This window comes from Streptosporangium sp. NBC_01469 (assembly GCF_036227305.1).
Classification (GTDB): Bacteria; Actinomycetota; Actinomycetes; order Streptosporangiales; family Streptosporangiaceae; genus Streptosporangium.
The window spans coordinates 1,884,944-1,909,220 of the sequence record NZ_CP109465.1 but is presented as its reverse complement, the minus strand read 5'-3'; the positions used below and the strand labels follow the sequence as shown (position 1 = coordinate 1,909,220).

General features: G+C 66.4%; 24 protein-coding genes and 1 tRNA gene. 9 read left to right on the top strand and 16 right to left on the bottom strand.

Annotated elements, in window-relative coordinates; genetic code table 11:
- The first annotated feature begins 141 nt into the window (after positions 1-141).
- Positions 142-390: a hypothetical protein gene (locus OG587_RS08630; protein ID WP_329088505.1), complete on the top strand. Its 249-nt coding sequence runs from the start codon at positions 142-144 to the stop codon at positions 388-390.
- Positions 391-485: 95 nt separating this feature from the next.
- Here the strand turns inward: OG587_RS08630 and OG587_RS08625 are convergent, their stop codons facing one another.
- Positions 486-1,055, bottom strand: coding sequence for a hypothetical protein (locus OG587_RS08625; RefSeq protein ID WP_329088503.1), 570 nt, complete (start codon positions 1,053-1,055; stop codon positions 486-488).
- An 818-nt stretch (positions 1,056-1,873) separates the two neighbouring features.
- Between OG587_RS08625 and OG587_RS08620 the strand changes: the two genes are divergently transcribed.
- Positions 1,874-2,182: a MiAMP1 family antimicrobial peptide gene (locus OG587_RS08620; RefSeq protein ID WP_157594637.1), complete on the top strand. Its 309-nt coding sequence runs from the start codon at positions 1,874-1,876 to the stop codon at positions 2,180-2,182.
- 112 nt (positions 2,183-2,294) lie between these two features.
- On the opposite strand, the gene OG587_RS08615 is transcribed toward OG587_RS08620, so the two are convergent.
- The 9 genes from OG587_RS08615 to OG587_RS08575 all read right to left on the bottom strand — a co-directional run bounded on the left by OG587_RS08615 (position 2,295) and on the right by OG587_RS08575 (position 12,333).
- A complete protein-coding gene (locus OG587_RS08615; RefSeq protein WP_329088500.1) occupies positions 2,295-3,458 on the bottom strand; it encodes a CU044_5270 family protein in 1,164 nt (387 codons plus the stop codon).
- A complete protein-coding gene (locus OG587_RS08610; RefSeq protein WP_329088498.1) occupies positions 3,455-3,985 on the bottom strand; it encodes an RNA polymerase sigma factor in 531 nt (176 codons plus the stop codon). The genes OG587_RS08615 and OG587_RS08610 overlap by 4 nt, the downstream gene beginning before the upstream one ends.
- A 464-nt stretch (positions 3,986-4,449) precedes the next feature.
- Positions 4,450-6,231: a DUF2235 domain-containing protein gene (locus OG587_RS08605; RefSeq protein ID WP_329088496.1), complete on the bottom strand. Its 1,782-nt coding sequence runs from the start codon at positions 6,229-6,231 to the stop codon at positions 4,450-4,452.
- A gap of 273 nt (positions 6,232-6,504) precedes the next feature.
- The gene (locus OG587_RS08600; protein ID WP_329088494.1) at positions 6,505-7,782 is read right to left on the bottom strand and encodes a cytochrome P450; all 1,278 of its coding nucleotides are present in this window, start codon (positions 7,780-7,782) and stop codon (positions 6,505-6,507) included.
- 596 nt (positions 7,783-8,378) lie between these two features.
- Positions 8,379-9,734 carry a hypothetical protein gene (locus OG587_RS08595; protein ID WP_329088492.1) on the bottom strand — a complete coding sequence of 452 codons (1,356 nt, stop codon included), beginning with the start codon at positions 9,732-9,734 and terminating at the stop codon, positions 8,379-8,381.
- Positions 9,735-10,015: 281 nt separating this feature from the next.
- A complete protein-coding gene (locus OG587_RS08590; RefSeq protein ID WP_329088490.1) occupies positions 10,016-10,729 on the bottom strand; it encodes a creatininase family protein in 714 nt (237 codons plus the stop codon).
- Positions 10,726-11,136, bottom strand: coding sequence for a hypothetical protein (locus OG587_RS08585; RefSeq protein ID WP_329088489.1), 411 nt, complete (start codon positions 11,134-11,136; stop codon positions 10,726-10,728). The genes OG587_RS08590 and OG587_RS08585 overlap by 4 nt, the downstream gene beginning before the upstream one ends.
- Before the next feature lie 258 nt (positions 11,137-11,394).
- Positions 11,395-11,484: transfer RNA gene (locus OG587_RS08580), tRNA-Ser, on the bottom strand.
- Between the two features lie 285 nt (positions 11,485-11,769).
- Positions 11,770-12,333 (bottom strand): YceI family protein, encoded by a 564-nt coding sequence (locus OG587_RS08575; protein ID WP_329088487.1) that lies wholly within the window; start codon positions 12,331-12,333, stop codon positions 11,770-11,772.
- Between the two features lie 102 nt (positions 12,334-12,435).
- Here OG587_RS08575 and OG587_RS08570 point away from each other — a divergent pair, with 102 nt between their 5' ends.
- Entirely contained in the window at positions 12,436-12,939 is a 504-nt protein-coding gene (locus OG587_RS08570) for a MarR family winged helix-turn-helix transcriptional regulator (RefSeq protein WP_329088485.1), read from the top strand.
- 208 nt (positions 12,940-13,147) lie between these two features.
- Here the strand turns inward: OG587_RS08570 and OG587_RS08565 are convergent, their stop codons facing one another.
- Positions 13,148-13,654 carry a SigE family RNA polymerase sigma factor gene (locus OG587_RS08565; protein WP_329093789.1) on the bottom strand — a complete coding sequence of 169 codons (507 nt, stop codon included), beginning with the start codon at positions 13,652-13,654 and terminating at the stop codon, positions 13,148-13,150.
- Positions 13,655-13,959: 305 nt separating this feature from the next.
- On the opposite strand from OG587_RS08565, the gene OG587_RS08560 reads away from it, so the two are divergent.
- Positions 13,960-14,910, top strand: a complete 951-nt coding sequence (locus tag OG587_RS08560) for a hypothetical protein (protein WP_329088484.1) — start codon at positions 13,960-13,962, stop codon at positions 14,908-14,910.
- Positions 14,911-14,915: 5 nt separating this feature from the next.
- Entirely contained in the window at positions 14,916-15,761 is an 846-nt protein-coding gene (locus OG587_RS08555; protein WP_329088483.1) for a MauE/DoxX family redox-associated membrane protein, read from the top strand.
- Positions 15,762-15,880: 119 nt separating this feature from the next.
- On the opposite strand, the gene OG587_RS08550 is transcribed toward OG587_RS08555, so the two are convergent.
- Positions 15,881-17,053 carry an AAA family ATPase gene (locus OG587_RS08550; protein WP_443075512.1) on the bottom strand — a complete coding sequence of 391 codons (1,173 nt, stop codon included), beginning with the start codon at positions 17,051-17,053 and terminating at the stop codon, positions 15,881-15,883.
- Between the two features lie 347 nt (positions 17,054-17,400).
- Entirely contained in the window at positions 17,401-17,835 is a 435-nt protein-coding gene (gene rplK, locus OG587_RS08545; protein WP_329088481.1) for a 50S ribosomal protein L11, read from the bottom strand.
- A 54-nt stretch (positions 17,836-17,889) separates the two neighbouring features.
- Between rplK and OG587_RS08540 the strand changes: the two genes are divergently transcribed.
- A complete protein-coding gene (locus OG587_RS08540) occupies positions 17,890-18,792 on the top strand; it encodes a MerR family transcriptional regulator (protein WP_329088479.1) in 903 nt (300 codons plus the stop codon).
- A 56-nt stretch (positions 18,793-18,848) separates the two neighbouring features.
- Positions 18,849-19,652, top strand: coding sequence for a M15 family metallopeptidase (locus OG587_RS08535; RefSeq protein WP_329088478.1), 804 nt, complete (start codon positions 18,849-18,851; stop codon positions 19,650-19,652).
- Positions 19,653-19,902: 250 nt separating this feature from the next.
- Here the strand turns inward: OG587_RS08535 and OG587_RS08530 are convergent, their stop codons facing one another.
- Entirely contained in the window at positions 19,903-21,009 is a 1,107-nt protein-coding gene (locus OG587_RS08530) for a DUF4328 domain-containing protein (RefSeq protein ID WP_329088477.1), read from the bottom strand.
- Positions 21,010-21,228: 219 nt separating this feature from the next.
- Here OG587_RS08530 and OG587_RS08525 point away from each other — a divergent pair, with 219 nt between their 5' ends.
- A complete protein-coding gene (locus OG587_RS08525) occupies positions 21,229-22,092 on the top strand; it encodes an NUDIX hydrolase (RefSeq protein ID WP_329088476.1) in 864 nt (287 codons plus the stop codon).
- 43 nt (positions 22,093-22,135) lie between these two features.
- Entirely contained in the window at positions 22,136-22,594 is a 459-nt protein-coding gene (locus tag OG587_RS08520) for a hypothetical protein (RefSeq protein ID WP_329088474.1), read from the top strand.
- 83 nt (positions 22,595-22,677) lie between these two features.
- Here OG587_RS08520 and OG587_RS08515 read toward each other — a convergent pair whose 3' ends face one another.
- Both OG587_RS08515 and OG587_RS08510 read right to left on the bottom strand, forming a co-directional pair.
- Complete coding sequence (locus OG587_RS08515; RefSeq protein WP_329088472.1) at positions 22,678-23,490, bottom strand: PrsW family glutamic-type intramembrane protease; 813 nt, start codon at positions 23,488-23,490, stop codon at positions 22,678-22,680.
- 52 nt (positions 23,491-23,542) lie between these two features.
- Positions 23,543-24,127 (bottom strand): cadmium resistance transporter, encoded by a 585-nt coding sequence (locus OG587_RS08510; protein WP_329088470.1) that lies wholly within the window; start codon positions 24,125-24,127, stop codon positions 23,543-23,545.
- Between the last annotated feature and the right edge of the window lie 150 nt (positions 24,128-24,277).

Here is a 24,277-nt window from a genome sequence, read left to right as displayed (position 1 = left end):
TCAAGACCGTCGCGAGGAGACTGAGGCCACGATTAGCCTGATAGATGTTCAGCGCCGCATCGTCGTATCCCGAGACCCGGAACCGACGTCCGCCATCCCCGCCAATCGGGGTTCGCTCCTCACCTCAGGGAGTGATCTCTGATGCTCAAGCGTTCGCTCTTCGCCGTCACGCTGGCGGCGTCCACGCTCCTTGTCACCGGAATCGGACTCGGCGCCGACATCGGTACCGCGCAAGCCTCCGGCTCAGGCGTCTGCACGTCGGCCTGGCAGGCCGCCCCCGTCTCAGCCCCGCCCGGCCAGTGCACGTGGAGGGGTGACTGCTACTACTACTGCTGCTACCGGACCGGAAGCTGGGAGCAGCAGCACTGCGACAGCGGCTCCGATGGCTAGCCACGCCGACGGCTAGCCTCGATGGGCAGCGGCGGCCTCGCGAAGCACTGCCTCGCGAGGCCGCCCCGCGCGAGGCCGAGCGCGTCATGGGGCGGCTAGAAGCCCCTGCACTGGTCTTCCTTGTTGCCCCCGACGGCGTTGGCCTTCCCGGTCGGCGCCGGCCGGTTCTCCTTGCACTGGAGGTTGCCCTTGATCTTGTTCCCGTTGATCTGCGCGCCGCCGCGGTTGCCGACCACCTGGACGCTGCCGCCGACCCGGTTGCCGTTGGCCCTGAGGTAGCGGCTGTTGGCGTCGTATTGGATGTCGGCGTTGATCCGCGACGACTCGACGGTGGCCGCGCCGCCCTGCTTCACCTGGACACTGCCGACGACGACCGACCCGCCGACGACCGAGACACTGGCGGCTCCCTCGGCTTGGACATTGCCGACGACGTACACTCCGCGGGCGACAAGGGTCGCGTTCCTCTCGACCTTGAGGGTGCCCTTGACGCGGGTTCCCTTGAGCGTGCAGGTGGCGCCCTGCGGCACGCGCACGTTGTCGAGGGTCACCGCGCCGAGGGTGCCACGGCAGGCGCGCTCCTCGGCCAACGCCGGGGTGGCGACGGCCACCGCTCCGACAGCGGTACCAAGGACGGCTCCGGCCAGCGCCATTCTGATCCTGCTCATGTCGTTCCTCCGTCAGCTTCGGCCCGAGCGGCTACCCGGCCCAACACGAAGCATCACGACCGGCGGTGAGGCGACCCTGAGGCCGGCATGAGAGTTCTTTCATTGAAAAGCACGCCGAATCGCCGACGTCGGCCCTCGGAACGCTCCACGGTGACGACGGGACGAGGCCGGCCCTGACTCGAGCTTGACATACCGGTCACCTTCAAATTTCGCGAACATCGCGAGCGCCTGTGGCAGGCACCGGCGAGCAAGGTGCTCGGTGCCCGGCTGACACGTGTCCCGGTGCACCACCGGCCCCCGCGTAGACCGCATCCAGTCACTCGCCGAAGCCCCCCATGAACTGGACGTAACAGCCCGACATGAAATCCCCCTGCGCAAGAACCTCCTCGCCGTGTCCATGGCACTCGCCATCGCCGTCGCCGAGCCGGCCGTCGCCGACACGGGCACGATCACGAACCGGACCACCGGCAAGTGCATCGGCGCCGCCGGCGGCGCCACCGCCAATGGCACCGCCGTTGAGCCGGGGCTCCGCGCCTCAGCCCCGGCTCCGCGAACGTCCCCGACCACCGGCCACAGCCGGCCCCGATCAGGCGATCGTGAGGGCCGGCCCAGTACGACGGCGTGCCACCGAGGTCGACGGGATCGTTCGGCGACGGTGGAACGGGCGCGGACACACACACCGGCTCGCCACCTGTTCGAACACATTGCCCCGGCGGTGCTTTCGGCGAGCGGTCCAGACCATGCGCAGCATGTTTCGTTCACTCACGGTAATGGTACGCATACGCGGAGTGGATCACTGGACCGTCGAGAGGATCATCGTGAAGCGAATCGCCCTCGTCCCCGTCATCTCCGCCGCCATGGTCGCGGTCATGGGCAGTGCCGCCTACGCCTCACAGTATGTGGCCTACGAAGGGCCGGGCTTCACCGGCCGGTCGGTGGTCATTGACCGGTGCGGCCCGTCCAACATCCCCTTCCACGGGTCGTACAAGTGGTACGGCGACGGCCAGAGCGGCCGGATGTACAACCAGCCCAACACGCAGGGTGTGACGCACTTCGAGCTGCCGTCCAACCGCAACGCGGAGCAGAGGACGCCCGTCGGCTGGAAGAGCATCTTCATCGTGTGCTGACACCCGTGAGGCGGAAGGGCCGGAGCCCGTCCGCCTCACGGTCACGCGGAAGGCCGGCCCTGACGTTTCGTGCTCCCGGCTCAGCGACGGCGGGATGAGGCAGGGCGTGGCGTCATCCGAGGCACTCGTTCCTGCCGTTCTCCTTCGGGGCGGGGCAGTCGGCGGGGAGAGTGGGAGGGGTGTCCGTCCAGGTGGCCTTCTGGTAGACGAGCGCGTGGTAGATAGACCCCGCGGGCAGGCCGGCAATCCCGTCGGCACCGGGTGGATCCTGCGACGCCTGCTCGACCACGACGTGCTGCAGCGCCAGCAGCCTGCCGCTGGGCTCGTCCACGATGAGCTGTGTCTCGCTCCACCCGTCCCCTATCGCCCGTCGCCATCCCACACCGATCCCCAGGCGCCCTTCGGCGTCCCGGACCTGGCCCAAGGCGCGGGTGCCGGGCAGGCTCGCCACCATCCGGTAGAGGGCGGCGCGGGTCCCCGCCGAGATCGGGGAGTGCTCAAGGAGTTCCAGCGACAGGTCCAGGAGCCAGGACTCCTCGGTAGGCAGCGATGCCCCCGGGGGCGGTGACGGCCAGGCGGCCATGGTCTTCTCGTAAGCGGGCCAGAACGACAGCAGCCGCTTCTTCAGCACGTCCGGATCGCGAGGCAGATCGAGCAGATCGCTCGCCGAAAGAGTGAGACCCTGGTCGCGGATCGGCCACGTACTGGGCATGAACATGAATCGGGTGCGTCCGAGCGGCGCCGTGTCGTTCCCGCAATTGGAGTCGTTGCCGCAGAGCTTGGGCGCGCCCGCCCGTCGCCATGCCTGCTCGTCCGCCGCCGAGGCCGGTACCGTAGGCAGGCCGCGCTCGGTGAACACCATGTACTCCGGGCCGGGCGGCACCCAGCGGCTCGTCTGGGCACGAGTTCTGATCCGATACCGGTTGTCCGGTGAGCCGATGAGCTGTTCCCCGAGGATCAGGCCCGAGGTGTGCCAGTAGCGTCCGAGCGTCTGTCTCTGACCGGCCGCCCGATCCGCCGCCATGTCCAGGACGTTTGCCGAGGATCCGCCGGCTATCTGCCCGGTGACGGTGTCTTGGCCCATCAGTCGGGGAACCCCCATGACGGCGATCACGGACACCGTCGCCAGGGAGGCCGCGACCGCTCCGAGCCATGTGGCGTGCCGACTTCTGACCGGCGCGCGCAGCTCCACGACCTGTGCGCGGGATGTCCCGGGCGGGTCGAGGTCGGCGGGACGGGCCGCCGCGAGGACGTCCAGGACGTCTTTCCGCTTCACTGCTCCTCCTCCGATACCAGCGCGCGCCGAGCGCGCACCGCCGTCACGTCGTCCATGGCCGCCTTCAGACGCCGCCTGGCGCGATGCAGCCGTACGAAGAAGGCCGACCGAGAGCTCCCGACGACCTTGGCCGCCTCCACCGAGGTCAGCCCGTGCCACGAGACCAGCATCAGCACCTCCTTGTCCTCGTCGCTCAACGTGGCCAGCGCCCTCAACACGGCCGCGCGCTCCGCGACCTCTTCAGCCACATCGGGTCCGATCTCGTCGGCCCAGCCGTGTAACGCGTCGTCCAACGCCGCCCGCCGGAGCTCCTCCCGGTGGACGTCGCGGATCACGTTGCGCGCGACGCCCAGTAGCCACGGCAGCGCGTTCTTGGCCGGGATGTCATCACGCCGGCGCCAGGCGACCACGAACGTCTCGCTGACCACCTCCTCGGCCAGCCGGCGGCCACATCGGCTCACCGCGTACGCGTACACGCGGGGACGGCACGCATCGAACAACGCGGCGAACTCCTCTTGGTTCAGCACCCAGGCTCCTTCACTGACACTCACCAGGTAGTGGCCGAGAGCGGCCCGGTCTTACCGGCTGTCCACAAGGTTCCTGCCGCGCCCCTGTGCTGGGTTCGTGCGGGGTCTCCAGTGAACGAGGTCGGCGGTGAACTCTGGTGGAGGCGTGCAGGGCATCCTCCGCACGTCGTAAGGCCCTTCCCCGGGCCTGAGTTCGGGCAGGTCCGATCCCGGTGCGGGACGACCCGAACACGGGCGCGCGCGAGAACGGGCCCAGGCCGTTCCCGCGCAGCGTGCGGCCGAGCGCAGGGCCGCGCCGCCGCTTATACCTATCAGGTGGTCACCGTGCTGTTCGAAGCTGCCGACAGGGAGGATCGCGACGTGGGCGTTGCGCTGCCGACAGCACAAAACCACAGGTCAGCGCTATGAGCGAGGCTTTGGCGCCGGACAGGCATCAGGGGCGGTCATCGCGGTTCGATGAGACGTCACCCTTGCTTCCCGTGCTTCCCGGCTCGACGTCCCCGGCCTATGTCAGCCAACTCCGCCTGGCGATTCACAGAAGGCGCAGCGCCACGTCGTGAAGCTTCGTCTGTACCCCTTGCTTTACCGGCTTTACCGGCTTTACCGACGGGCACGGCCTGCCCTGGAGTACGTTCTCGCTCGGTGCGGGTGGGAACGGTCGGCTGCTCCTCAACAGGCATTCTGGTCACGGTGAGGTGCACGCTGCCTCGGTTGTTCCCGTAGAAACCCCAGGCGTCGTTGGCGAAGGCGTACAGATAGCCGCTCCTGGCCACCCGACAGCATGTGCCGGCGCCAACGGCGATGCGTTCGTGGGACTTGTACTCACCGTCAACCGCTGTCGCATCGTTGGCGACGACGCCGACAAGCGACATCCACGGCATGTTCTCCTCCCTGCGCGTGCCGACAAAGTTCGCCATCTTCTTCCCCGTCACCAGCTGGAACAGCTTCTCGCCCTGCCCCAGCAGCGTGCCCACGAGCCGGAGTCTCTCCACCAGAGGATTGAAGCGGCGCAGACCCGTGATACCGGCGGGACCGGACAGGATGCCGACATCGCGCCACCGGCCTTCAGCCGTGAAGCGATAGTCGCCGGCTTCAAGGTAGAGCCCTGTCTCGTTCCACGGCTCGTGGGCGAACACCTCAACCGTCTTGCTCTGCTCTGGAGCAAGCACCCGGGTAGGCCGGTAGGGCCCGCTCGTGATGGGCGGGTTCTGGTACCGGTCGTATACCGACTGGTGGATCAGGGGGATCGTCGCGTCCGGGTCGATTTTGGGCACAGCCCGAGGCCGCGGCTGTAGAAAGATTTCGAGCAGCGGCTCGAGTTGCGGGGCGGCCAAGGGCTGGAGCACGCCGACCACACCATGGTCGGCGTGCAGAACGTCGAGCGGATTGGGGTTGATCTGGTTTTTCACGGTCGTCTTGTAGAAACCGATGCCGACCGCCCTGCGCGCTTCGTCGATCATCCACCGCAGCGAGCAGTCGCTCAGCCCCCTTTGCGGATGACCGCCACCGACGTCCACGTGGCTACCGGGAAACCACACCTGCTTGACGATCTGTTCGGTCCCGTACGGCTCCGACCACAGCGTGGGCGTATAGGGACTGCGGCGCTCGTCCATGGCCACGGCGTGGCGACCGTGCTTGATGTACGGGTTGAGCCGCACGTCGTGAAAGTCGTGCCGGTGCAGTGGGTCCAGAAGGCTGAGCCAGCCCATGTAGGCCGGAATACCGAGGGCGCCGACGGTTTCCCACACTCCGATGAAATGTATTGGGATCTGGTCGCAATCGTCCGGGTCCCAGCGAAAGGTGAGCCCGTTTCGCCATTCACGACCTTGGGGGTCACGCTTTCTTTGCCGGTACCCACGATCGTACAGATCTTTGATCTGAGGCCAGAGCTCGGCCTCGTCTACCTTGGCATTGTCGATTAGCCCGCACGCCGAGATCATCCCGGCGACGCTTCGGGCCGTGTAGGCACCGCGACTGAATCCGAACAGGGAGATGCGATATCCCGGGACGTATCGCATGGTCAGCCAGAGATAGGCGTCCATCACATTGTCGGACAGGCCCAGCCCAACGGCTCCCCCCAGCAGTCTGTTGCTCAGCGTACCGACGCCGGGCTGGTAGTAAGCCAATTGGCGGTCGCCGTCCATGCCTGTCTCGGTGAGGGCGTTGTACAGCCGGCAAACATTGGTGACCGACTCGTTCTGTGGAGTACTCCAGGTACCGTCGCAGCACACGATGAGATGGGTCATGGTTCCCCCGCCATCTGCCAGAGCCTTATCGAGGCCGTGACCATACGATTCCCGAGCGTGTTCAATGGAAACTCGCTCCGGTCGGAGCGGGCCTCATTCGCACGAGGGTATTTAAGATGGCTCGGTCAATGAGAGCCTTGTTGACCTTGCGCCGTAGCGTCGGAATGTGCTGGATCCATCGCCAGAGGGGTTCGAAGTGTGTGGTCGGATAGAATTCAATTCGGCTGTTCCAGCCGTCGTCGATCTTACTTCTCTTGGCGTTCATAGGGTTCTCTAATTTTTTTGAGCGGCCTCACCGACGGAAATGGTGAATCGTTCGGGGAACGGTCCGCCCTGGAAATCGATACCTCCATGCGGTGAAGGGAGAAGTGACACTCCCGGGCGCAAAAGGATTCGCCGGACGACTTCTGGGATCATCACGCCTGCCACGTAGCGTCCCAGACAGGTGTGATGGCCAAAACCGAAGTGAAGGCGAACGAAGTCGGAACGATCGATTCGGAATGAGCTTCCGTCCGGAACGTAGTACTCATCGAACATGGCGGAGGCCGTACACGCGAAGACGATCGCGTTCGCCGGGATCAGCGTTTCGCGCGGCGTGCCCGCGGCCAGTTTGTAATCCTTTTCGCAGTACCGGAATACCAGTGGGTTGATGGGGTTGAACCTAAGGGCCTCCCAGACGTATCGATCGAATCTCTCCAAGTCGGGTTCGGTGGCCGCATCGGTTGCCTGAGCCTGGATATCTGGACGCAACAGGATCTGTTCCAGCGCCTGGACGATCGCCTGTGAGGTTGTTTCTCCCGCGCCGATCAGCAGACCGGCGACGTTCGCCAGGATCCGATGGTCGCCAAAGTCCAGTTCAGCAGGAAAACAGGTCCGGATAAGCCGGCTGAAGGTGTCCTGGCGGTGATTCACCTTCACATTTTCCACGGTTGTACGCTTATCGTCCAGAAGATCTTTGAGATACGCCATCATCTCCTGACCCGCACGAACGGACTCCTCGTGGACCACCGAATCGTTCTGCAGGTTTTTGAACATATCGAATTGAGTCGCACGGGACCAGCGATACATTGTTTCCAGATCAGGACCCGGAAAGCCAAAGTATTCTCCGCAGAGACTGATCGGTACATAGCGTCCGAGCTGGCTCACTACTTCGATGCGACCACCCTGAGTGTTACGGTCAAGAGCTTCGTCCGCGATGCGTCCCGCCATTTCGCGTACGTTCGGAAGATCTTCTGGCCGGAGGACAGCCTGCATGATTCCCTTTTCTCGCCAGTTGACCGGAGTATCATCGCGGGCGAGCATGAACGGGCCATCGACTACTGGATCCATGCGTGGTGCGTTCAGGCGCACGGAGAAGATATTTTCGTGCGACAGCACCTCCAGCACATCCGGGAACCGTGTGACGAGGGTAAATCCAGGCGTTACGAAAATCGGACGGTGCTCACGGAGCTCACGAAAAAATAAAACTGTGTCCGTGCGGATCCATCCGCGCACCAGTGCGGCTTTTTTCTCATCATCAACTTGGGCGTCATACTGTTCAAGATAAGTCACATTCATACTATGTCCGCAGTGTTCGAGAGGAAAAACCATGTAATCGCCAAAGGTGGGTTAACGGTCTGGCCGAGCGGTTGAGAAGGGTGGACAAAGATCCGCATATCCGGGCATTCTGTCGGACCAGGACCGGGCGATCATGGAGGGCCGCCCCGCGATCGCCGTTATCCCTCCGGTCCGGCCGACACGCAGCGGACGCTTGTGAAGGATCAGACGGACTCAACCGAGTCCGAGGACAAGGTGCTACAGCCGTACGGCCCGCCGCTCTTCTTCTCCGGTAATCAAAAAAGGCCCTCTCCCCGTATCTCGGGAGAGTGCCTCTGATCTGCGGAGGCTCGGGGATTTGAACCCCGGATGGGCGGTAAACCCAAACCGCATTAACAGCTCGGGGCGCCATCGTTCAGGACGGTCCCACCGGGACCAACGCCCGTCGGCGATCCTTCTGGAACGGACTGGTATGGCGGTGAAACTGCAACCCCGTACAGGGTCTTTACCCTGGGTGTCAGCAACAGGAAGGCGATCGTGAGTGCAGTACTAACAGCTAGCCAGCTCATAGCATGCCAGCGGAAGGTCCGACAGGAGCGACTCAAGGATTATTAATTCTTTTTAAAGAGTTCGGTAATTTTCTGTACACCCTCAAGCCTTTCCACAGCTTGAGGATCGAGCACTAAGAACAACTGGAGGGCCGAAAAGGCGATACAAGTAATAATGATGGGTTGACTGAATGGGGTTAGAGCCGACCCCAGATAGGCCCAAACCATGAATGCAACCACCAGTGGTACAGCGATTGACACAGTCTTCCTCAACACCCTTACAAGGCGCCCCTGTGTAAGATTTGCGTCCGCTGCATTATCAGCGACCACCGAGGCCCAATCACCCTCTGCTGCGGCAACCAAGGCGAGCTGCATCTCTCGGTTAACGTCATGAAATTGATTACTCATAAAGGTTATTTTTAGTCGCCAGCTCTGGAATGTAAATGCCATGCCGCTCGCATGTGAAGCTGCGTTATATCCAGCACTTCCGTAGCGCGCACGCATGAGCCGAGCCCAAGGTCCGCTCGAAACGCGGGCCAGTCGCGCTAATTCCCTAGAGAACCAATAATGTCGACCATGAAGCAAAGAATCCGCGTGACCCGCCTCCCTATTCAGACTGTCCTCTAGTCGACTGGCCAGATCAAGCATGCCCACAATCAAGACAGATGACATATAGGCAGCTTTAGGGTGCCAAGGACCGGGCTCAGCCTCATGGAAAAGCGCTAGCTGCCAACGAGTAGCCACCATAACGATCGCAAGAAAAACCAGCGTTGCACTTAATCCCCAAATTGGGGCATAAGCAATTTGGTATGCCGATATTTTCACCGGCTCGGGGTTCCAGGCCGGAATTAGGAATTTAAGCAATGCCGGAGGCGTGAACACCTGGGCGTTCCATTCTGCTCTAGTCTCAGACGAGATGAAGTGGAATCGCCAGCTGGCTAGTATTACAAGAAGCGTTCCAACTAGCTGTACAATAAATACATTTTTGTAGCGGAATTTTGCCAAAAAATATGCTATTTGCACGGGAATAATGGCGTAAAGCACGCCACCTATAGCTTCGGAGGTAGTGGGAGCGGGTGGCAAGATGCCCTGGATGGTCCAGCACCACGCTCCTATGATGACTAGAGGGAAAGTTACCTTGACGCGCACTCTTCGCTTCGCTGCCTGGCGTAGCACGGGAAATGGGTTGCGTGCGTGATAGCAGCGTGCAGCATCGGCTATAGTCGGCTTTATCTTCTCGATTGTGTCTGAATCTAAATAACTGAGCCTATCTAGTTTGGAGAGACTGTCATCGACAGTGCCATAGAATGCCTCACTGTATGCGCTAACTAGTCCACTATATTCTTTAGCGGTAGAGGTGATTTCGCGGCCAACTCGCCGGTTTATAATAGACACAATATTCAAGCTCTTGATTTCCACGTCTACCTATTTCCTCGGATCTCGGCTTGCAAGGTGTGTTACCGATACAGGGTTACGCCATAGACTGACATAGGTAGCTCGATATGGGGAGACCAAAGACTTTAGAGGTCATAGTGGCTTTGTGCGGCCTGGGCACGGCCGCGCGCGAGAACGGCCCCCAGGCCGCACGCGCAGCGTGTGGCCGAGCGCAGGGCCGCGCGGCGGCGCGGAGCGCCGCCCTTGATACCTACTCAGAACAATTCGGCAGTTACTCAGCTCATGATCGGCTGGTGTGCCGTCGCTCAGGGCTTCGTGAAGAGGTTGAGCACCTCGCTGAAGCCGTTGGTGAGGCTGTCGAGCAGAGCTTTGCCTTTTTCGGCAGTGGCCAGGGATGGGCGGCCGATGACCCCGCTGTCCGTGTAAGCCTGCATGCCCTTCGTCAGGAGATGGCGACGGTCGTCGGCGATCCAGTCGGCGGACTGGTAGCCGGGGCGGATCACCTCAGGGCAGGCGTGCAGCAGGAGAGAGGTCTCCAGCTCTCCGGCATGCATGTCCTCGTGCGTGGAACTGGTGAGCTGAGCAGCGGCTCGGGCTTCGTTCCAGTCCTCGCGCGAGGGGAACAGTGCCATGCGGCGGCCTTCGGCGTTGGCCTCCTGGACGACGTTGCTCAGGACGTAGTTGCCTCCGTGGCCGTTGACGACGACCAGGGCCGTAGGTCCGGAGCGGGTGACGGAGGCGTAGACGTCAGTGACGATCGCGTGCAGGGTCCGCGCGGAGATGCTGACGGTTCCCGGCCAGGCGCTGTGCTCGTGCGAGCAGGAGATTGTCACGGGCGGGAGCAGCAGGACAGGGTGAGCCTCGGCGATCTGGCGGGCGATCAGGGTGGCCACGATGGTGTCGGTGCTGAGGGGCAGATGGTCACCGTGCTGTTCGAAGCTGCCGACAGGGAGGATCGCGACCTGGGCGTTGCGGTCTCGTTCCTCGGTGGTGGTCGCGGTGGGCAGCAGGGTGGTCACCGGTCTCCTTGTGGCGAGGGTGCTGGCAGGGAGAAGGACTCCGAGAGGATGTCGAGCCTGGTGAGCAAGTCTGCCACGGAGGGGTCTGCCGTCCATCGGGCCAGGTGAGTGCGCAGTGTTATGAGCTGGCTGGTGACCCGGCTGGAGCGAAGAGCCTGCATGCGGGAGATGGCGTCTTCGGTCACCGCGCAGGCGTGCTCTCGTTCGCCCGCTATGGCGTAGGCGGTCGCCATACGGGTCAGGAACAAGACGTGATCGCGTGCCCGGCTGGATTCGGACCGCTGGGAGCGGCTGGCCTCGAATATCGGAATGGCCGCGGTGGCCTGGCCCAGCAGGACGCGGGTCGCGCCTGTCTCCATGGCGATGTAGGCGGGAGTGCAATGCCAGGCCGGAGGGCAGGGATTCATCCGGCGCACGCTCCAACTGGAAGGCAGCCCGGAAGTTCACGAGACCTATCGGTGGCCGATCCGGCAGGCCGGCGATATATGGAGGGCGCTGCTCTCCGGCGAGGCCCGATAGGCGGATGCGGCGGCATGGTCGATCTTGGTCTTCCGCGTCGCCGCATCACGGGTCGGCGCCCAGCTGCAACTCGAACTGCAACTACGGCGGTGTTCGGAGATCGAAAAGGCCCTCTCCCCGTATCTCGGGAGAGGGCCTCTGATCGGCGGAGGCTCGGGGATTTGAACCCCGGATGGGCGGTAAACCCAAACCGCATTAGCAGTGCGGCGCCATAGACCTGACTAGGCGAAGCCTCCTGGTGGCCGTTCGGCTCAGCACAGAGTACCGGCCATCAGGCGAGGCGGCAAAGCGGTTGACGATCGCGTCTCGGGCAAGAGTCGGAGGAGAGTTATCCACAAGTGGTGGATAACTCTCCCCGACCCTGTGGACAAACTGAGGAGTCCGCAGCTGAGCATGGCGGAAATCCTGTGGATTCCCAGTTTGCGAGACGCTACATCTCACCAAGTGAACACTCAAGTGAACGCCGTTGAGGCCCCTCGCCGCCCGGCGGGACGGGAGGAGACCTCGGGTGGTCACGGAGATCAGGCGGCCGGGTTGGCCTCGCCCTCGATCTCAATCTTGATCTTCTTGCCGACCAGGACGCCGCCGGTCTCCAGCGCCTGGTTCCAGGTCAGGCCGAACTCCTCGCGGTCGATCTCGGCCTTGATCGAGAAGCCCCAGACGTCCTGGCCCCACGGGTTGGTGCCGGCGCCGCCGTACTCGACGGTGAGCTCGACCGGCTTGGTGACGTCACGGATGGTGAGGTCGCCGGCGAGGGTGAACTCGTCACCGGAGTGGCTGAGAACGCGGGTGCTGTGGAAGGTCAGCTCGGGGAACTTGTCAGCGGAGAGGAAGTCATCGCTGCGCAGGTGGCCGTCGCGGTCGGGGGCGCCGGTGGTGATGCTCGCGGTCTTGATCGAGATCTGCGCGGAGGAGTCCAGGGGGTTCTCGGCGATGGTGACGGTGCCGGCGAACTCGTTGAAGTGACCGCGAACCTTGCTCACCATCATGTGCTTGACGACGAAGCCGATCTGGGTGTGGGCGACGTCCAGAGCGTAGGTGCCCGGGGCGGGGATCTGAAGGTTCTCCCAGGTCCGAGTGGTCATTTTCTACTCCCGAAGAGATACTTGCTGGGTGGATGCTTGCGTCAACAGATTTCTACACGAGGAATATTCCTCTCGTCAACTACTGTCGGGTAAGGTAGGAGCGTGAACCACTTTGACGACTCCCGGCTTACGGCGATGGGCCTCCTCGCCGAGGTCTACACCGGTATCGCAGCGAAGACGCACGAGTCCTTCGCGGCCGCGGGGCTCTCAGAGATCGACTTCGAGACGTTGATCAGGCTGGCGCGCTCGCCGCAGGGGCGGCTGCGTATGAGCGACCTGGCGGCGCAGACGGGCCTGTCCACGAGCGGGACGACCCGGGTCGTCGACCGGCTGGAGCGCGAGGGACTGGTCACGAGACAGGCGTGTTCCACCGACCGGCGGGCCTCCTACGCGGCCATCACCGAGGTCGGCACCGACCGGCTCGGCGGCGTCCTTCCGCGACACCTGATCGACATCGAGACCTGGTTCACCGGGCTTCTTCCCCCCGCTGAGCTCAGCACCTTCCTCGGCACCCTCAGGACCATCCGCGACGCCGTGCGACCGTGCGCCACCGCGGGGGCGGAGGATTTCCGGCCGGAGGAGGCCGCGCTCATCCCGTCCGAGTGACGCGTCATCCGTACGGGATGAGCGGAAGGCGGGATGAGCGGAAGACGGGGTCCGCAGAAGACAAGGGCCATAGAAGGTACGGGGCCCGCAGGAAGTTCATGGTCCATAGGAAGTCCCACGAGACGTGAGTCCCCGTGAGATCTGTGGAGACAGGTTCCGTACGGGTGGCCGGGGAGGGGACCGGTGGCGCGTGGGGGCGCCCGTCGTGTCAGACCTGCGGTTCCAGGTGCCGCGCCTCGGAGGGGGTGAGGTCGCCGCGGAGCTTGGCCATCCCCCGGGAGACCGTGCTCTTGACCGTCCCGACGCTGATGCCCAGCGCCTTGGCGATCTCCGGCTCGGTCATGTCCTCGTAGTAGCGCAGGACGACGGCGGTCCGCATCCGGGCGGGCAGCCGGTCGAGGGCCTGCTCGACACTCTCGGGCAGGTGGTGGCCGCCCGCGACGACCGGCTCCGGGAGTTCGCCTGACGGATACTCCTCCAACTTGCGCTGCCGCCACCAGGAGATGTTGATATTGACCATCGCCCGGCGTACATAGCCGTCCAGGGCGGTACGGTCCTGGATGCGGTCCCAGGCGAGGTAGGTCTTGACCAGCGCCGCCTGCAACAGGTCCTCGGCGTCGCTCGGGTGCCCGGTGAGCCGGTAGGCGGCACGCAGCAGCGCCGGGCCGCGAGCAAGGACATACTCGCGGAACTCCTCGTCGGTCCCGCCGGCCACCGCGATCACCAGCCTGTGCTCCAGGTGCGTATGGTGGCCAGAATCGCAGCAAGAACCCATACTGCGGCTGAACCGAAATCTATATTTCATCCCATCAACGGTAAAGATCGGCTTCGATGGGCGATGGAGCACGCAAGAACTATTAGATAGCGGTTTGTCATCGGGTGGACACCAATGCGTTCTACCAGGGAGGGGAACTTTAGTACCTGGTTGGACACCTGCCGTGATTATTCGTGGAGCGGACAGCGGGATTCCGCGAAGCGTGTGACGCTGGCTGCGACACCTCGCAGAATTGGGGAGCGACGATGCCCTATCGCAGCGCCGATCGCCGCCGCACGCTGGCGGCCGCCGCGCTTGGCCGGACCGTCCAGGAGCCGGGCCCCCTCCCCACCGAAGGTGAGTCCTTCCACGCTGTCAGCGGCACGATCCTCGACGTCAGCCCGCATCTGATCGTCGTCGACACCCCGGACGGCGACGAGGAGCGGCTCGTCATCGCCCCGTGGGCGACCGCCTGGCGCGGTGAGGCCGTCAGCCCCGCCGACCTCCCCCCGGGGTCCAATGTGATCATCAGGGCGCTGCGGGCCGGCCGGGTCGTGGACCGGATCTGGGCCGACATCACCAGGATCACCGGGGTGATCCAGTCGATCGGCACCGAGGGCAAGGACCACACCGTGGAGCTGTACTGCGGGCCGCACCGCGGGCGGCGCACGATCGTCATCCCCTACCGCTCCTCCGGGCGGCTGCGGGTCAGGCATCCGCAGTTCGAACCCGGCTACCTGTTCGACGCCATCGGGGTTCGCGAGGACGGTACGGCGCGGGCGCGGCTGCCCGCGACCTCGCAGCCGCCCTACCGGTGGACGGCCGTGCCGCCACCGCCCCCCGGCTACGTCGGCGTGCAGTCGCGGATCTCGGGCACGGCCACCTGGTCGGACACCTTCGACGACGGGGAGCAGGGGGTGGCCTACCCCATGCTGGAACGGGCCGACACGGCGTGCGACGACACCGGGGTGTCCTGCGCCGGGCTGCCGTACCTGGCGCTGGGGTCGATGCTCACCGTGCGCAACGTGTGCGCCGGACGCACCTCGGTCCTGCCGATCGTGGCGTGTGGCTGCCTGGCCGGCCGGTTCTGCGACCGGTGCCTGGAGTGCGGCACCTCTCCGCGCGGCCGGATCCTTGAACTGTCACCGAGCTCCTTCGTGGAACTCGGCGGAGACCTGACCACCGGGTGCTTCAACGCCCGGCTCGGAATGGGGTGACACAGATGCTGATGACGATCGCCGCCGCGCAGTTGCCGGTCGTGTTCCTGCTGCTGGCGGCGGGCACGGTCGCGAAGATCGGAACGGTCACGCGCGAGGCCGAGCCGGGCATGCTGAGCAAGCTGGGACCGGCCGTGCTGGTGCCCGAGCGCTGGCGCGGGCCCGCGATGCTGGGCTGCGCGCTCGGGGAGCTGTTCCTGGCGAGCGGGCTGCTGCTGACCGGCCATCCGTTCTTCCGGTGGGGAATCGCCGGGTTCTTCGCGATCTCCACCTACGTCCTGTGGGAGTTGCGCCGCCGCCGCCCGGACGCGGGGTGCGGCTGCTTCGGCGAGGTCAGCGCGCTCCCGGTGGGACGACGGTCGCTGGGCCGCACCATGGTGCTGACGGCCATGGCCCTGGGACTGGTCTGGACTCCGGCGATCCCCGGCTGGGAGGCGATGGCGGGTCTGACCTGGACACACGTGCCGCTCACGCTCGCGGGGCTGCTGCTGCTCGCCACGCTCTCGCCGGAGATCGAGGAGACGATCGCCAGGCTCCGCTATCGGGCACCCTGCGAGCAGCGCCGCCTCGACCCGGCCACCGCGCTCGGACGGCTGCGGTCGAGCACGGTCTGGCGCTCACACGCGGAACTGCTGTCGAGCAAGGAACCGGTCGACAGCTGGCGGGAGCTGTGCTGGCGGTTCTTCGTCTATCCGGGGAACAGCCACGCGGGCGCGCCCGTCGACGTGGTCTTCGCGGTCTATCTGAGCGGACGGCACCCGGCGGTGCGGGTCGCCATGGTCGGCTCGGACGGGCAGCCGGTGCAGACGGAGTCTCTGCCGGAATCTCTGCCGATATCGGCTGGACGCTAGAGAGCCTTAGATTTTTCTAGGGCAGCACGATTGAGCTCTATATGGCTCTCTAGCTTCCCCACTAGAGAGCCATATAGAGGACTAGGGGCCCCCTCGCACTATATCGAACAAGTGTTCAGTCAGACCGGTTGGGACCGCAGGAACTTTCCGAAGTGCGGGACGGTGAACGCGATCAGCCCGCGTTCCGCGCTGTAGATCAGGCCCTTCTTGATGAGGCTGTCGCGGGCCGGGGAGAGACTCGACGGCTTGCGGCCGAGCCCCTCGGCCACCTCGGCGGTGGCGACGGGCTCGTCGCCGATGGCGGCCATGGCGTGCATGTAGTCGCGCTCGGCGGGGGTGGCCCGCTCGTAGCGGCTGCCGAAGAAGCCGACCGCGAGCTCCTCCTCGGCCTCCGGCGCGGAGACCCTGATGTCGTCGGCGGTGATCGGGCTGCGCAGCGCGAGGTCCCAGGCGACCTTGCCGTACGCCTGAACGAAGTAGGGGTAACCGTCGGCGGCCACGTAGAGGGCGTCGAGGGCGTCCTGGGTGAACTCCACGCCCTCGCTCTCGGCCGGGGCGATGAGCGCCAGGTCGGCCGCCTCGCGGTCGAGGCGATCGATCCTGGCGTAGCGGAAGAGCCGCTCGGAGTAGCTCTTGCTGGCCGACAGCACGCTGGGCAGGTGCGGCAGCCCGGCGCCGACCACGATCAGCGGCCCGCCGCTCTGGGAGAGCTCGTGGCAGGCCGCGCAGAGCGCCGAGACGTCGGGGGCCTGCACGTCCTGCATCTCGTCGATGAACAGCGCGATGCCGACGCCCAGGTCGGTGGCGACCGCGGCGGCGTCGACGAACAATTCGGTGAGGTCGATCTCCAGGTCTCCGGAGTCGGCGCGTCCCCGGCCGGCGGGCACGTCGATCGCGGGCGACCAGTGCGAGGTGCCCTTGGCCGCTGACGGGTCGCGCATCGCGAACGCCTTGAGCACGCCGAGGAACTCCTCGATGCGCTCGGGCGCCCGATGCCTCGGGGCCAGCTCCCTGATCGCCATGTGCAGGGCGGCGGCCACCGGGCGCCGGATCGACTGGTCGGGCCTGGCCTCGATCTTGCCGGTGCCCCACAGCCGCTGCATGGCCATCGACTTGAAGGTGTTGAGCAGAACGGTCTTGCCCACGCCGCGCAGCCCGGTGACCACCATGCTGCGCTCGGGGCGCCCTCGGGCCACCCGTTCCAGGACGATCTCGAACTGCTGTAGCTCGCGGTCACGACCGGCGAGCTCCGGGGGGCGCTGTCCGGCACCGGGGGCGTAGGGATTGCGCACGGGGTCCACGCTCTCGGACTTTATGACGGGATATAGCGGCCGGCCTAGAATTCCGTAGAAAGTGCTACGGCGTGTCGCGCCGCGTTCCACCGGCGGGCGAGGGAGCGGGGGGCGTGCCGTCGGCGGCACCGCGAGCATCGCCATGACACACCCCTTCACCTGCGAGAACGTCAGCCCGAACCCGTGTTCGATCCCGTGCCCATGACTGTAGCGCGGGTTCGAACACAGGCGCGATACGTTTCGATGAAAAGCCTCCCCAAGGAATGTGGGCTCCCACGCCAAGCAACTATGAATCCGGTCGTAAGCCGCACACGACGTAGGGGGCCGTAAGCAGGGGCGTACAGGGCTCAGTCCCGGACGGTCAGGCCCATCGAGCGCGCGGTGCCGGCAATGATCTTCTCGGCCTGGTCGAGGTCGGTGGTGTTGAGGTCGGGCAGCTTGGTCCTGGCGACCTCTCGCAGCTGGGCGCGGGTGATCGTGCCTGCCGCCTGGTGCCCGGGACGGGGGCTGCCCCGGTCCAGGCCGATCACCCTGCGGATCAGCGAGGCCGTGGTGGGCATCTTGATCGCCAGCTCGAACGAGCGGTCTTCGAACACGGTGACGACGACGGGGACGACGAATCCCCGCCGGTCCTGGGTGGCCGCGTTGTACTGGCGGCAGAACTCCATGAGGTTCAGGCCCAGCGGGCCCAGGTCCTTGCCCACGGCGGCGGGACCGGCCTCACCGGCCGGGAGCTGGAGCTTGGCGATCCGGCTGACCTTCTTCTTCGACACGTTCGACATGCCCGCCAAGCTAAAGTCTCCCGTTACTGGAGACTCAACGGAATAATCACGGCCATGAGCTACACGATCGGACAGCTCGCCAGACTCTCCGGGCTGCCGGTGAAGACGATCCGGTTCTACTCCGACATCGGGGTGCTCCCCGAGCGCGGCCGCACCCGGAGCGGCTACCGCCTCTACGGCGACGAGGACCGCGGGCGGCTGGAGCTCGTCAGGACGCTGCGCGAGATCGGCGTCGACCTGGCGACCATCAGATCGCTCGGCGACCGCGACCTGGGCGAGGTGCTCTCCCTGCACCTCCGTACGGTGGAGACGCAGATCAGGGCGCTGCAGCGGACCCGAGCGGTGCTCAGGGCCACCCTGGAGCGGGACGAGCCTGCCGACGACGACCTGCGCCGGCTCAACGCCCTCGGGCGGCTCGGCGCGGCGGAGACGGCCGCGCTGGTGAACGAGTTCGTCGACGACGTCGCCGGCGAGAACGCCGCCAGGCAGGAGTGGCTCGGCGGCCTGCGCACGGCCATGGTGCCCGACCTGCCCGACGAGCCGGGCATCGAGCAACTCGACGCCTGGCTGGAACTGACCGAGCTGCTCGCCGACGACGGCTTCCGCGCCTCCCTGCGCGAGATGAGCAGCGACTTCTGGGCGAACGCCGACCGGATCGACCTGGCGGCCTGGCACGAGGTCAACGCCCTGGTCACGGAGACGGCGCTGGCCGCGATACGGGACGGCGTGGCCCCGGAGTCGGAGGCCGCCGCGCCCGTCGTGGCCGGGATCGTCGCACTCCTGGCCGGGGCTCAGCGGCGCACCCCGGAGTCGGTCGTCCGGGACTACGCGGAGCACGACCCGCGCGCCGGGCGATACTGGGAGCTGGTGGCCGTGATCAACGGCACCCCCTGGCCACCGGAACCCGTGATCGCCCACGAGTGGATCGCCGCCGCGGCCACCTCTCACCTCGGGTAATCAATCATCTACAATGCTTTTTGTCGCTTTTGTCCGTTTTTCTGAGGGGGCGACTCGTGTCAGGCTCCAAATTCATGATCCGTACGCGGGCCGTGCTCGCGACGGCCGCCGGGTGCCTGGCGGCGGCCTCGTGTGGCGCGGCGACCTCCCTACCCACCCCGGCCGCGCCTCCGGTCACCTCCGCGCCGATCTCGGCGTCCTCGCCCGTCACCGAGGTGGCCGCCCCGGAGCCGACCGTCGTGCCGCCGGCGACCATCCCGCCCACCACGGCGTCGCCGACCCCGACGGGGCCGCCGAAGTTCTCCGCGAAGGTCTCCCGGGTCGCCCGTGAACGGCTCGAATACTCGTGGCGGCCCGGATGCCCGGTCCCGGTCGGCGATCTGCGGCTGATCACGATGACCTACTGGGGCTTCGACGGCAAGCCGCACACTGGCGAGCTGGTCGTGCACGAGGACGCCGCCGACGACATCGTCTCCGTCTTCCACCGCCTGTACGACTGGCGCTGGCCGATCTACAAGATGCGGCTCGTCGACGCCTACAAGGCCGACGACTTCGCCTCGATCGACGCCGACAACACCTCGGCCTTCAACTGCCGCCCCGCGGAGGGGTCGAGCAGCTGGTCCAAGCACGCCTACGGCCTGGCCGTCGACATCAACCCGCGCGAGAACCCGTACATATACGCCAACGGCACGGGATCCCACAAGAACGCCCGCGAGTTCTTCAAGCGCCCCGTACGGGCTCCCGGAGTGATCAACCCGGGCGACCGCGTGGTCAGGGCCTTCCAGCAGAAGGGTTGGGAGTGGGGCGGTTACTGGTCCGGTATCAAGGACTACCAGCACTTCTCGAAGGGCGGGAACTGAGACCTGGGAAGGCGTTCGCCCCGGCGGCGAGGCCGGTCCGGGCGGCAGGACACCGGCGAGAGGTCGGCGGACCGGCCCAGCAGCTCAGCCGTAGGCCGGTGAGACTCCCGGCGGGCCGACCCAGACTCGGCCATGCACCGGTGAGACTCCCGGCGGGCCGATCCAGGCTCAGCCGTACACCGATGAGAGATCGGCGGGCCGGCCCAGGTTCAGCCGTACGCCGCCGAGACCCCGGCGGGCTGAAACAGGCTCAGCCGTAGGCCGGTGAGACGTCGGCGGGCTGGAACAGGTCCCAGCGATTGCCGTACAGGTCCAGGAAGACGACGACCCGGCCGTAGGGCTCGCTACGCGGGGCCTCCTCGAAGACGACGCCCGCCGACAGCAGACGCTCGTAGTCGCGGGCGAAGTCGTCGGTGTGGAGGAAGAGGCCGACCCTGCCACCGGTCTGGTCGCCGACCCGGGCCTCCTGCTCGGGACCGTCGGCGCGTGCGAGCAGCAGCGCCGTCTCCCGGGCACCGCGCGGGCGGACGGTGACCCAGCGCTTGCCGTCGCCCAGCGGCGTGTCCTCCAGGAGCTCGAAGCCGAGGACGTGGAGGTAGAAGCCGATGGCCTCGTCGTAGTCACGCACGACGAGAGTGGTGAGGCCCAAATAGGACCCCACGGGCGGCCCGAGCCTTTTCCGGGGCCGTCCCCCCGCCATCAGATCGGCACGGACGGTCTCCTGAAGATTGGTGATCGTCAGGACGACCCGGGCGGCGAGCAGGCCCGCGACGATCGGCAGCGGGACGCAGGCGACCAGGGCGACAGTCTCCGGAACGGTCAGGTCCGCGTTCCCCAGAGCCACGGACGCCGTCTCCGTCACCGTCCACAGCAGCCCCGCCAGCCACCACGCCCAGACCAGCCCCGAGCGGCGTCCCCGGTAGAGGTCGGTTCCCGGCGGCAGCCCACCGGGCCGGGAGGTGGTCAGGATGTCGTCGACGACCCCCTTGGGGACGAACAGGTTGACGATGGGAGCGATCCACCCGAACACCAGGTACGGCGCGGCGTACCTGTGGAAGACCCCGGGGGAGATCGCGTACGCGTTGCTCCGGGCGCGGAACAGCCAGCACACGAAGGCGATGCCCGCCAGCAGGTGGAGAACCCAGAAAAGAAGGATGACCGGGGAGAGGAGCAGCGCGTACAGGGCGTTCCACTCGTAGACCGTCCGCCACGACCAGCTCTCCCGGTAGAGGAGCCGCATCGCCGAGGTGCCGGCGGAGACGACGGAGGTCAGCGCGATCAGGGTGAGGGCGACGGTCGCGAACGCGCGAACCGGCTGCAGGAAGCGAACAGGCGCGAAAAGCGCGCTCGGGTACATGGGAGTCCTTCAACGAGGATCAAGGCGGCCAGTATGCCGGATCAGGACATGGCACCATGAACGTTTTTCTACCTGCCGGTTGTCCCCTCCATCACCGGCATCTCCCCGATGGCCGGGGGACGGAGGTGCCGTCAGGTCCCCCGCCAGACCGGTGACCCGCATCTCCCCGGTGGCCGGGGGACGGAGGGTGTTCGACCGGTCCTGAGGCATCATTGGTTCATGACGGCCGGGGACGGGGACGGGTGGGCTCGGTGCGATCTCGGGCACCGGCACTGGGGGGTGTACGGCGCGGCCGGTCTGCTCGCCGTCCATCACGACGCCACAGCCGGGCCCCGCGTCCTGATGCAGAAGCGCTCCGCGTGGAGCCATCACGGCGGCACCTGGGGACTTCCGGGCGGCGCCCGAGACAGCCACGAGGACGCGGTCGCGACCGCCCTGCGCGAGGCCTTCGAGGAGGCCGCGCTGGACGGCACCGGCCTGCGGGTCCAGGGCGTCTACCTCGACGACCACGGCGGCTGGTCCTTCGACACCGTGATCGCCGAGGCTTCCGAGCTGCTGCGCGCGATCCCCGCCAACGCCGAGAGCGACGACCTGCGCTGGGTCCCCGCCGAGGAGATCACCGCCAGGAACCTCCACCCCGGTTTCGCCGCGACCTGGCCGGTCGTCGGCCTCGCGCTCACCCCCTCCCTCGTCGTCCTCGACGTCGCCAACATCGTGGGCGCCCGCGCCGAGCACGGCTGGTGGCGGGATCGCGCGGGGGCGGCGGCCAAGCTGCTCGCCGAGGTCGGCGCGCGTGCCGCCGACGGCCGGTGGACCGCGCCCGACCGTGTCCCGGCGCTGGCGCGCTGGTTCCCCCGGCTGACCGCGGTCGTCGAGGGCGCCGCCCGCGGCACCGCCTCCGTGCCCGGAGTCTCCGTGATCGCCGCCCCGGGGAGCGGGGACGACGCCATCGTCCGGGCCGTACGGGACACCCGCCCCTGGGAGCGCGTCCTGGTCGTCACCGCCGACCGGGGGCTGCGCGAGCGGGTCACGGAACTGGGTGCCGAGACCGTCGGACCCCGGTGGCTGCTTGCGCAGTTGTGATGTTCCACGTGAAGCATCGAAGCGATATGGCACGATGAGGCGCGTGTCCGAGCTTCGAACCGGCCCGCGGAGTCTCTGGACCGATGACGAGAGCCCGGTTCCTCCGGATTCCTGGGGACGTGCGAGCTCCGCTTCCCGGGGGCGTAAGGGTTCCGCGAACCGTGCCCTGCCGTGGGGGTTCGCGCTCGTCATCGTCCTGCTGGTGGTGGGGAGATTCGCGCTCACGCCCCACCTGACGGCGCCCGCGCTGCGGACGTGGGCCACGATCTTCGTGGCGATCTGCGTGCAGGCGCTGCCGTTCCTGGTCTTCGGGGTGGCGCTGCCGGCGGCGATCACGGCGTTCGTCCCGGCGTCGTTCTGGACCAGGGCGCTGCCCTGGGTCGAGGTCACCGGCACCTGGATCCCGCAGACCTTCGGCACAATGCCCAACGGGGTCATCTACCCGCAGATGACCGGCAAGAGCCTCACGAGGGTCGATCCCCCCGACGAGCAGTACGAGTAGGCCGAGGCCCGGATCGCTCCCGCCCGTTCGGCCCCCATGCGGCCGTACGGCCGGCGGAGGCCGGGAGTCAGGGAGGCCGGGAGTCAGGCGCGAACCGGCTCCGGTTCCGGGATCGGCATCGGTTTCAGATTCCGGGTGGCCCGGTGGAACAGCCAGTAGCTCGTCACGGCGACGGCGATGAAGAGCAGCCTGGCCGGTCGGGGGATGTCCAGGATGAGCAGCCCGTCGCTGAGCGAGTGGAGCATGGCCGCCGTGACGAAGGCGACGACGATGGGGAGGGTGACGACGGCGCGGCCCCGGACCTCCCAGGCGCCGAAGGCCACCGCGCAGACCAGGCCGGTCCAGACGAGGTGGCTGAAGGGGGTGCTGAGGCCACGCAGGAGGAGGACCGTGCCCGCGCCCAGGGCGCCGTCGTGGTTGGCGATGCTCTTCCAGGCGTAGGCCATCGACTCCATGATCGCGAATCCGGTCGCGCAAGCCAGGCCGAGCGCGACCCCCGCGGCCTTGGTGAGGTGGCGGCCGGTGAGCGCGACCGCGAGGGGCGGGACGAGTTTCGCGGGTTCCTCGATCCATCCGACCCGCAGGATCGAGTTGCTGTTCTTCTCGGAGATGAGGAGCGCGTCGAAGTAGCCGCCGAGCAGGAGCGCGACACCCCCGCCGAACAGGAACATGCCCGCCAGCGTCATGGCCGGCACGCTGGTGGCGATGTGGATACGGTCGTGGACGGCGAGCAGGAGCGCGATGGGCCCGGCCGCGGCCCCGTAGAAGAAGGCCGCGGGCAGGACGGCCTGGTTACCGGCCACCTGCATCATGGCGATGAGCGAGAAGGACAGAACGATCAGGGCGATCCACGCCTTGAACCATCGATGCCGATAGAAGCGCATATGGTCTCGCATGGTAAGTAATTCCCCAGTACATATGCCCTAGATTCGGGGGAATTGTCCATATTTACGGAAACATCGACTCCGCCACGATCACGGCGCCGATGACCATGAACACCACGGGCACCAGCCACGCACCCGTCCGCTCCACCAGGGCGATGACCTTCTCGTGCGACCCGAGCCAGGAGGCCGCCACGCACCAGACCGCGACGAGCACCGCGAACACGGCCACCGTGACGGCACTGGACGCCGGTCCGATCGTGCGGAACAGCGGGGTGTAGACGGAGATGTTGTCGGCCCCGTTCGCGATGGTCACCCCCGCGATCGAGAGCACCCCCGAGGCGATCCGGGGCGCCTCGTCGTCACCGCCCCTCCTGGCCCTCCCGGCTTTGACCAGCCCCCACACCCCCATGCCGAACGGCACCAGGCCGAGCAGCCCCACCCAGCGGTCCGGCACCACGGCGAGCCCGAGGGCCGCCGCGACCGAGACGGCCACCAGCGCGGCGATGCCCGCGTACTGGCCCGTGACGATCTGCCAGGGGCGGGGAACGCCACCCGCCTTGGACGCCAGGAAGAGCACCGTCAGAATGATGATGTCGTCCACGTTGGTACCGGCGAAGACGGCGGCGGCCGTACCGATCGTTTGAATCACGCGCGCATTATGTCGGCTCCCCCTCCGGGTTCGCGATGAGCGTGGTCAGCCGAGAGCTACGGGCGTTATGATCACTTTCATCCGCTCTTGCCAGTCCCCCGGAGACCGCACGTGGGCTATCCGCCGCAGTACGGCCAGCCGCCGCGGGGT

Coding starts and splice junctions, on each gene's coding strand:
- OG587_RS08625 (WP_329088503.1), bottom strand. CDS start 1,055: ATGAGCAGGATCAGAATGGCGCTGGCCGGAGCCGTCCTTGGTACCGCT.
- OG587_RS08555 (WP_329088483.1), top strand. CDS start 14,916: ATGCTGATGACGATCGCCGCCGCGCAGTTGCCGGTCGTGTTCCTGCTG.
- OG587_RS08540 (WP_329088479.1), top strand. CDS start 17,890: ATGAGCTACACGATCGGACAGCTCGCCAGACTCTCCGGGCTGCCGGTG.
- OG587_RS08585 (WP_329088489.1), bottom strand. CDS start 11,136: ATGAATCCCTGCCCTCCGGCCTGGCATTGCACTCCCGCCTACATCGCC.
- OG587_RS08605 (WP_329088496.1), bottom strand. CDS start 6,231: ATGACCCATCTCATCGTGTGCTGCGACGGTACCTGGAGTACTCCACAG.
- OG587_RS08560 (WP_329088484.1), top strand. CDS start 13,960: ATGCCCTATCGCAGCGCCGATCGCCGCCGCACGCTGGCGGCCGCCGCG.
- OG587_RS08515 (WP_329088472.1), bottom strand. CDS start 23,490: ATGCGAGACCATATGCGCTTCTATCGGCATCGATGGTTCAAGGCGTGG.
- OG587_RS08630 (WP_329088505.1), top strand. CDS start 142: ATGCTCAAGCGTTCGCTCTTCGCCGTCACGCTGGCGGCGTCCACGCTC.
- OG587_RS08525 (WP_329088476.1), top strand. CDS start 21,229: ATGACGGCCGGGGACGGGGACGGGTGGGCTCGGTGCGATCTCGGGCAC.
- rplK (WP_329088481.1), bottom strand. CDS start 17,835: ATGTCGAACGTGTCGAAGAAGAAGGTCAGCCGGATCGCCAAGCTCCAG.
- OG587_RS08530 (WP_329088477.1), bottom strand. CDS start 21,009: ATGTACCCGAGCGCGCTTTTCGCGCCTGTTCGCTTCCTGCAGCCGGTT.
- OG587_RS08575 (WP_329088487.1), bottom strand. CDS start 12,333: ATGACCACTCGGACCTGGGAGAACCTTCAGATCCCCGCCCCGGGCACC.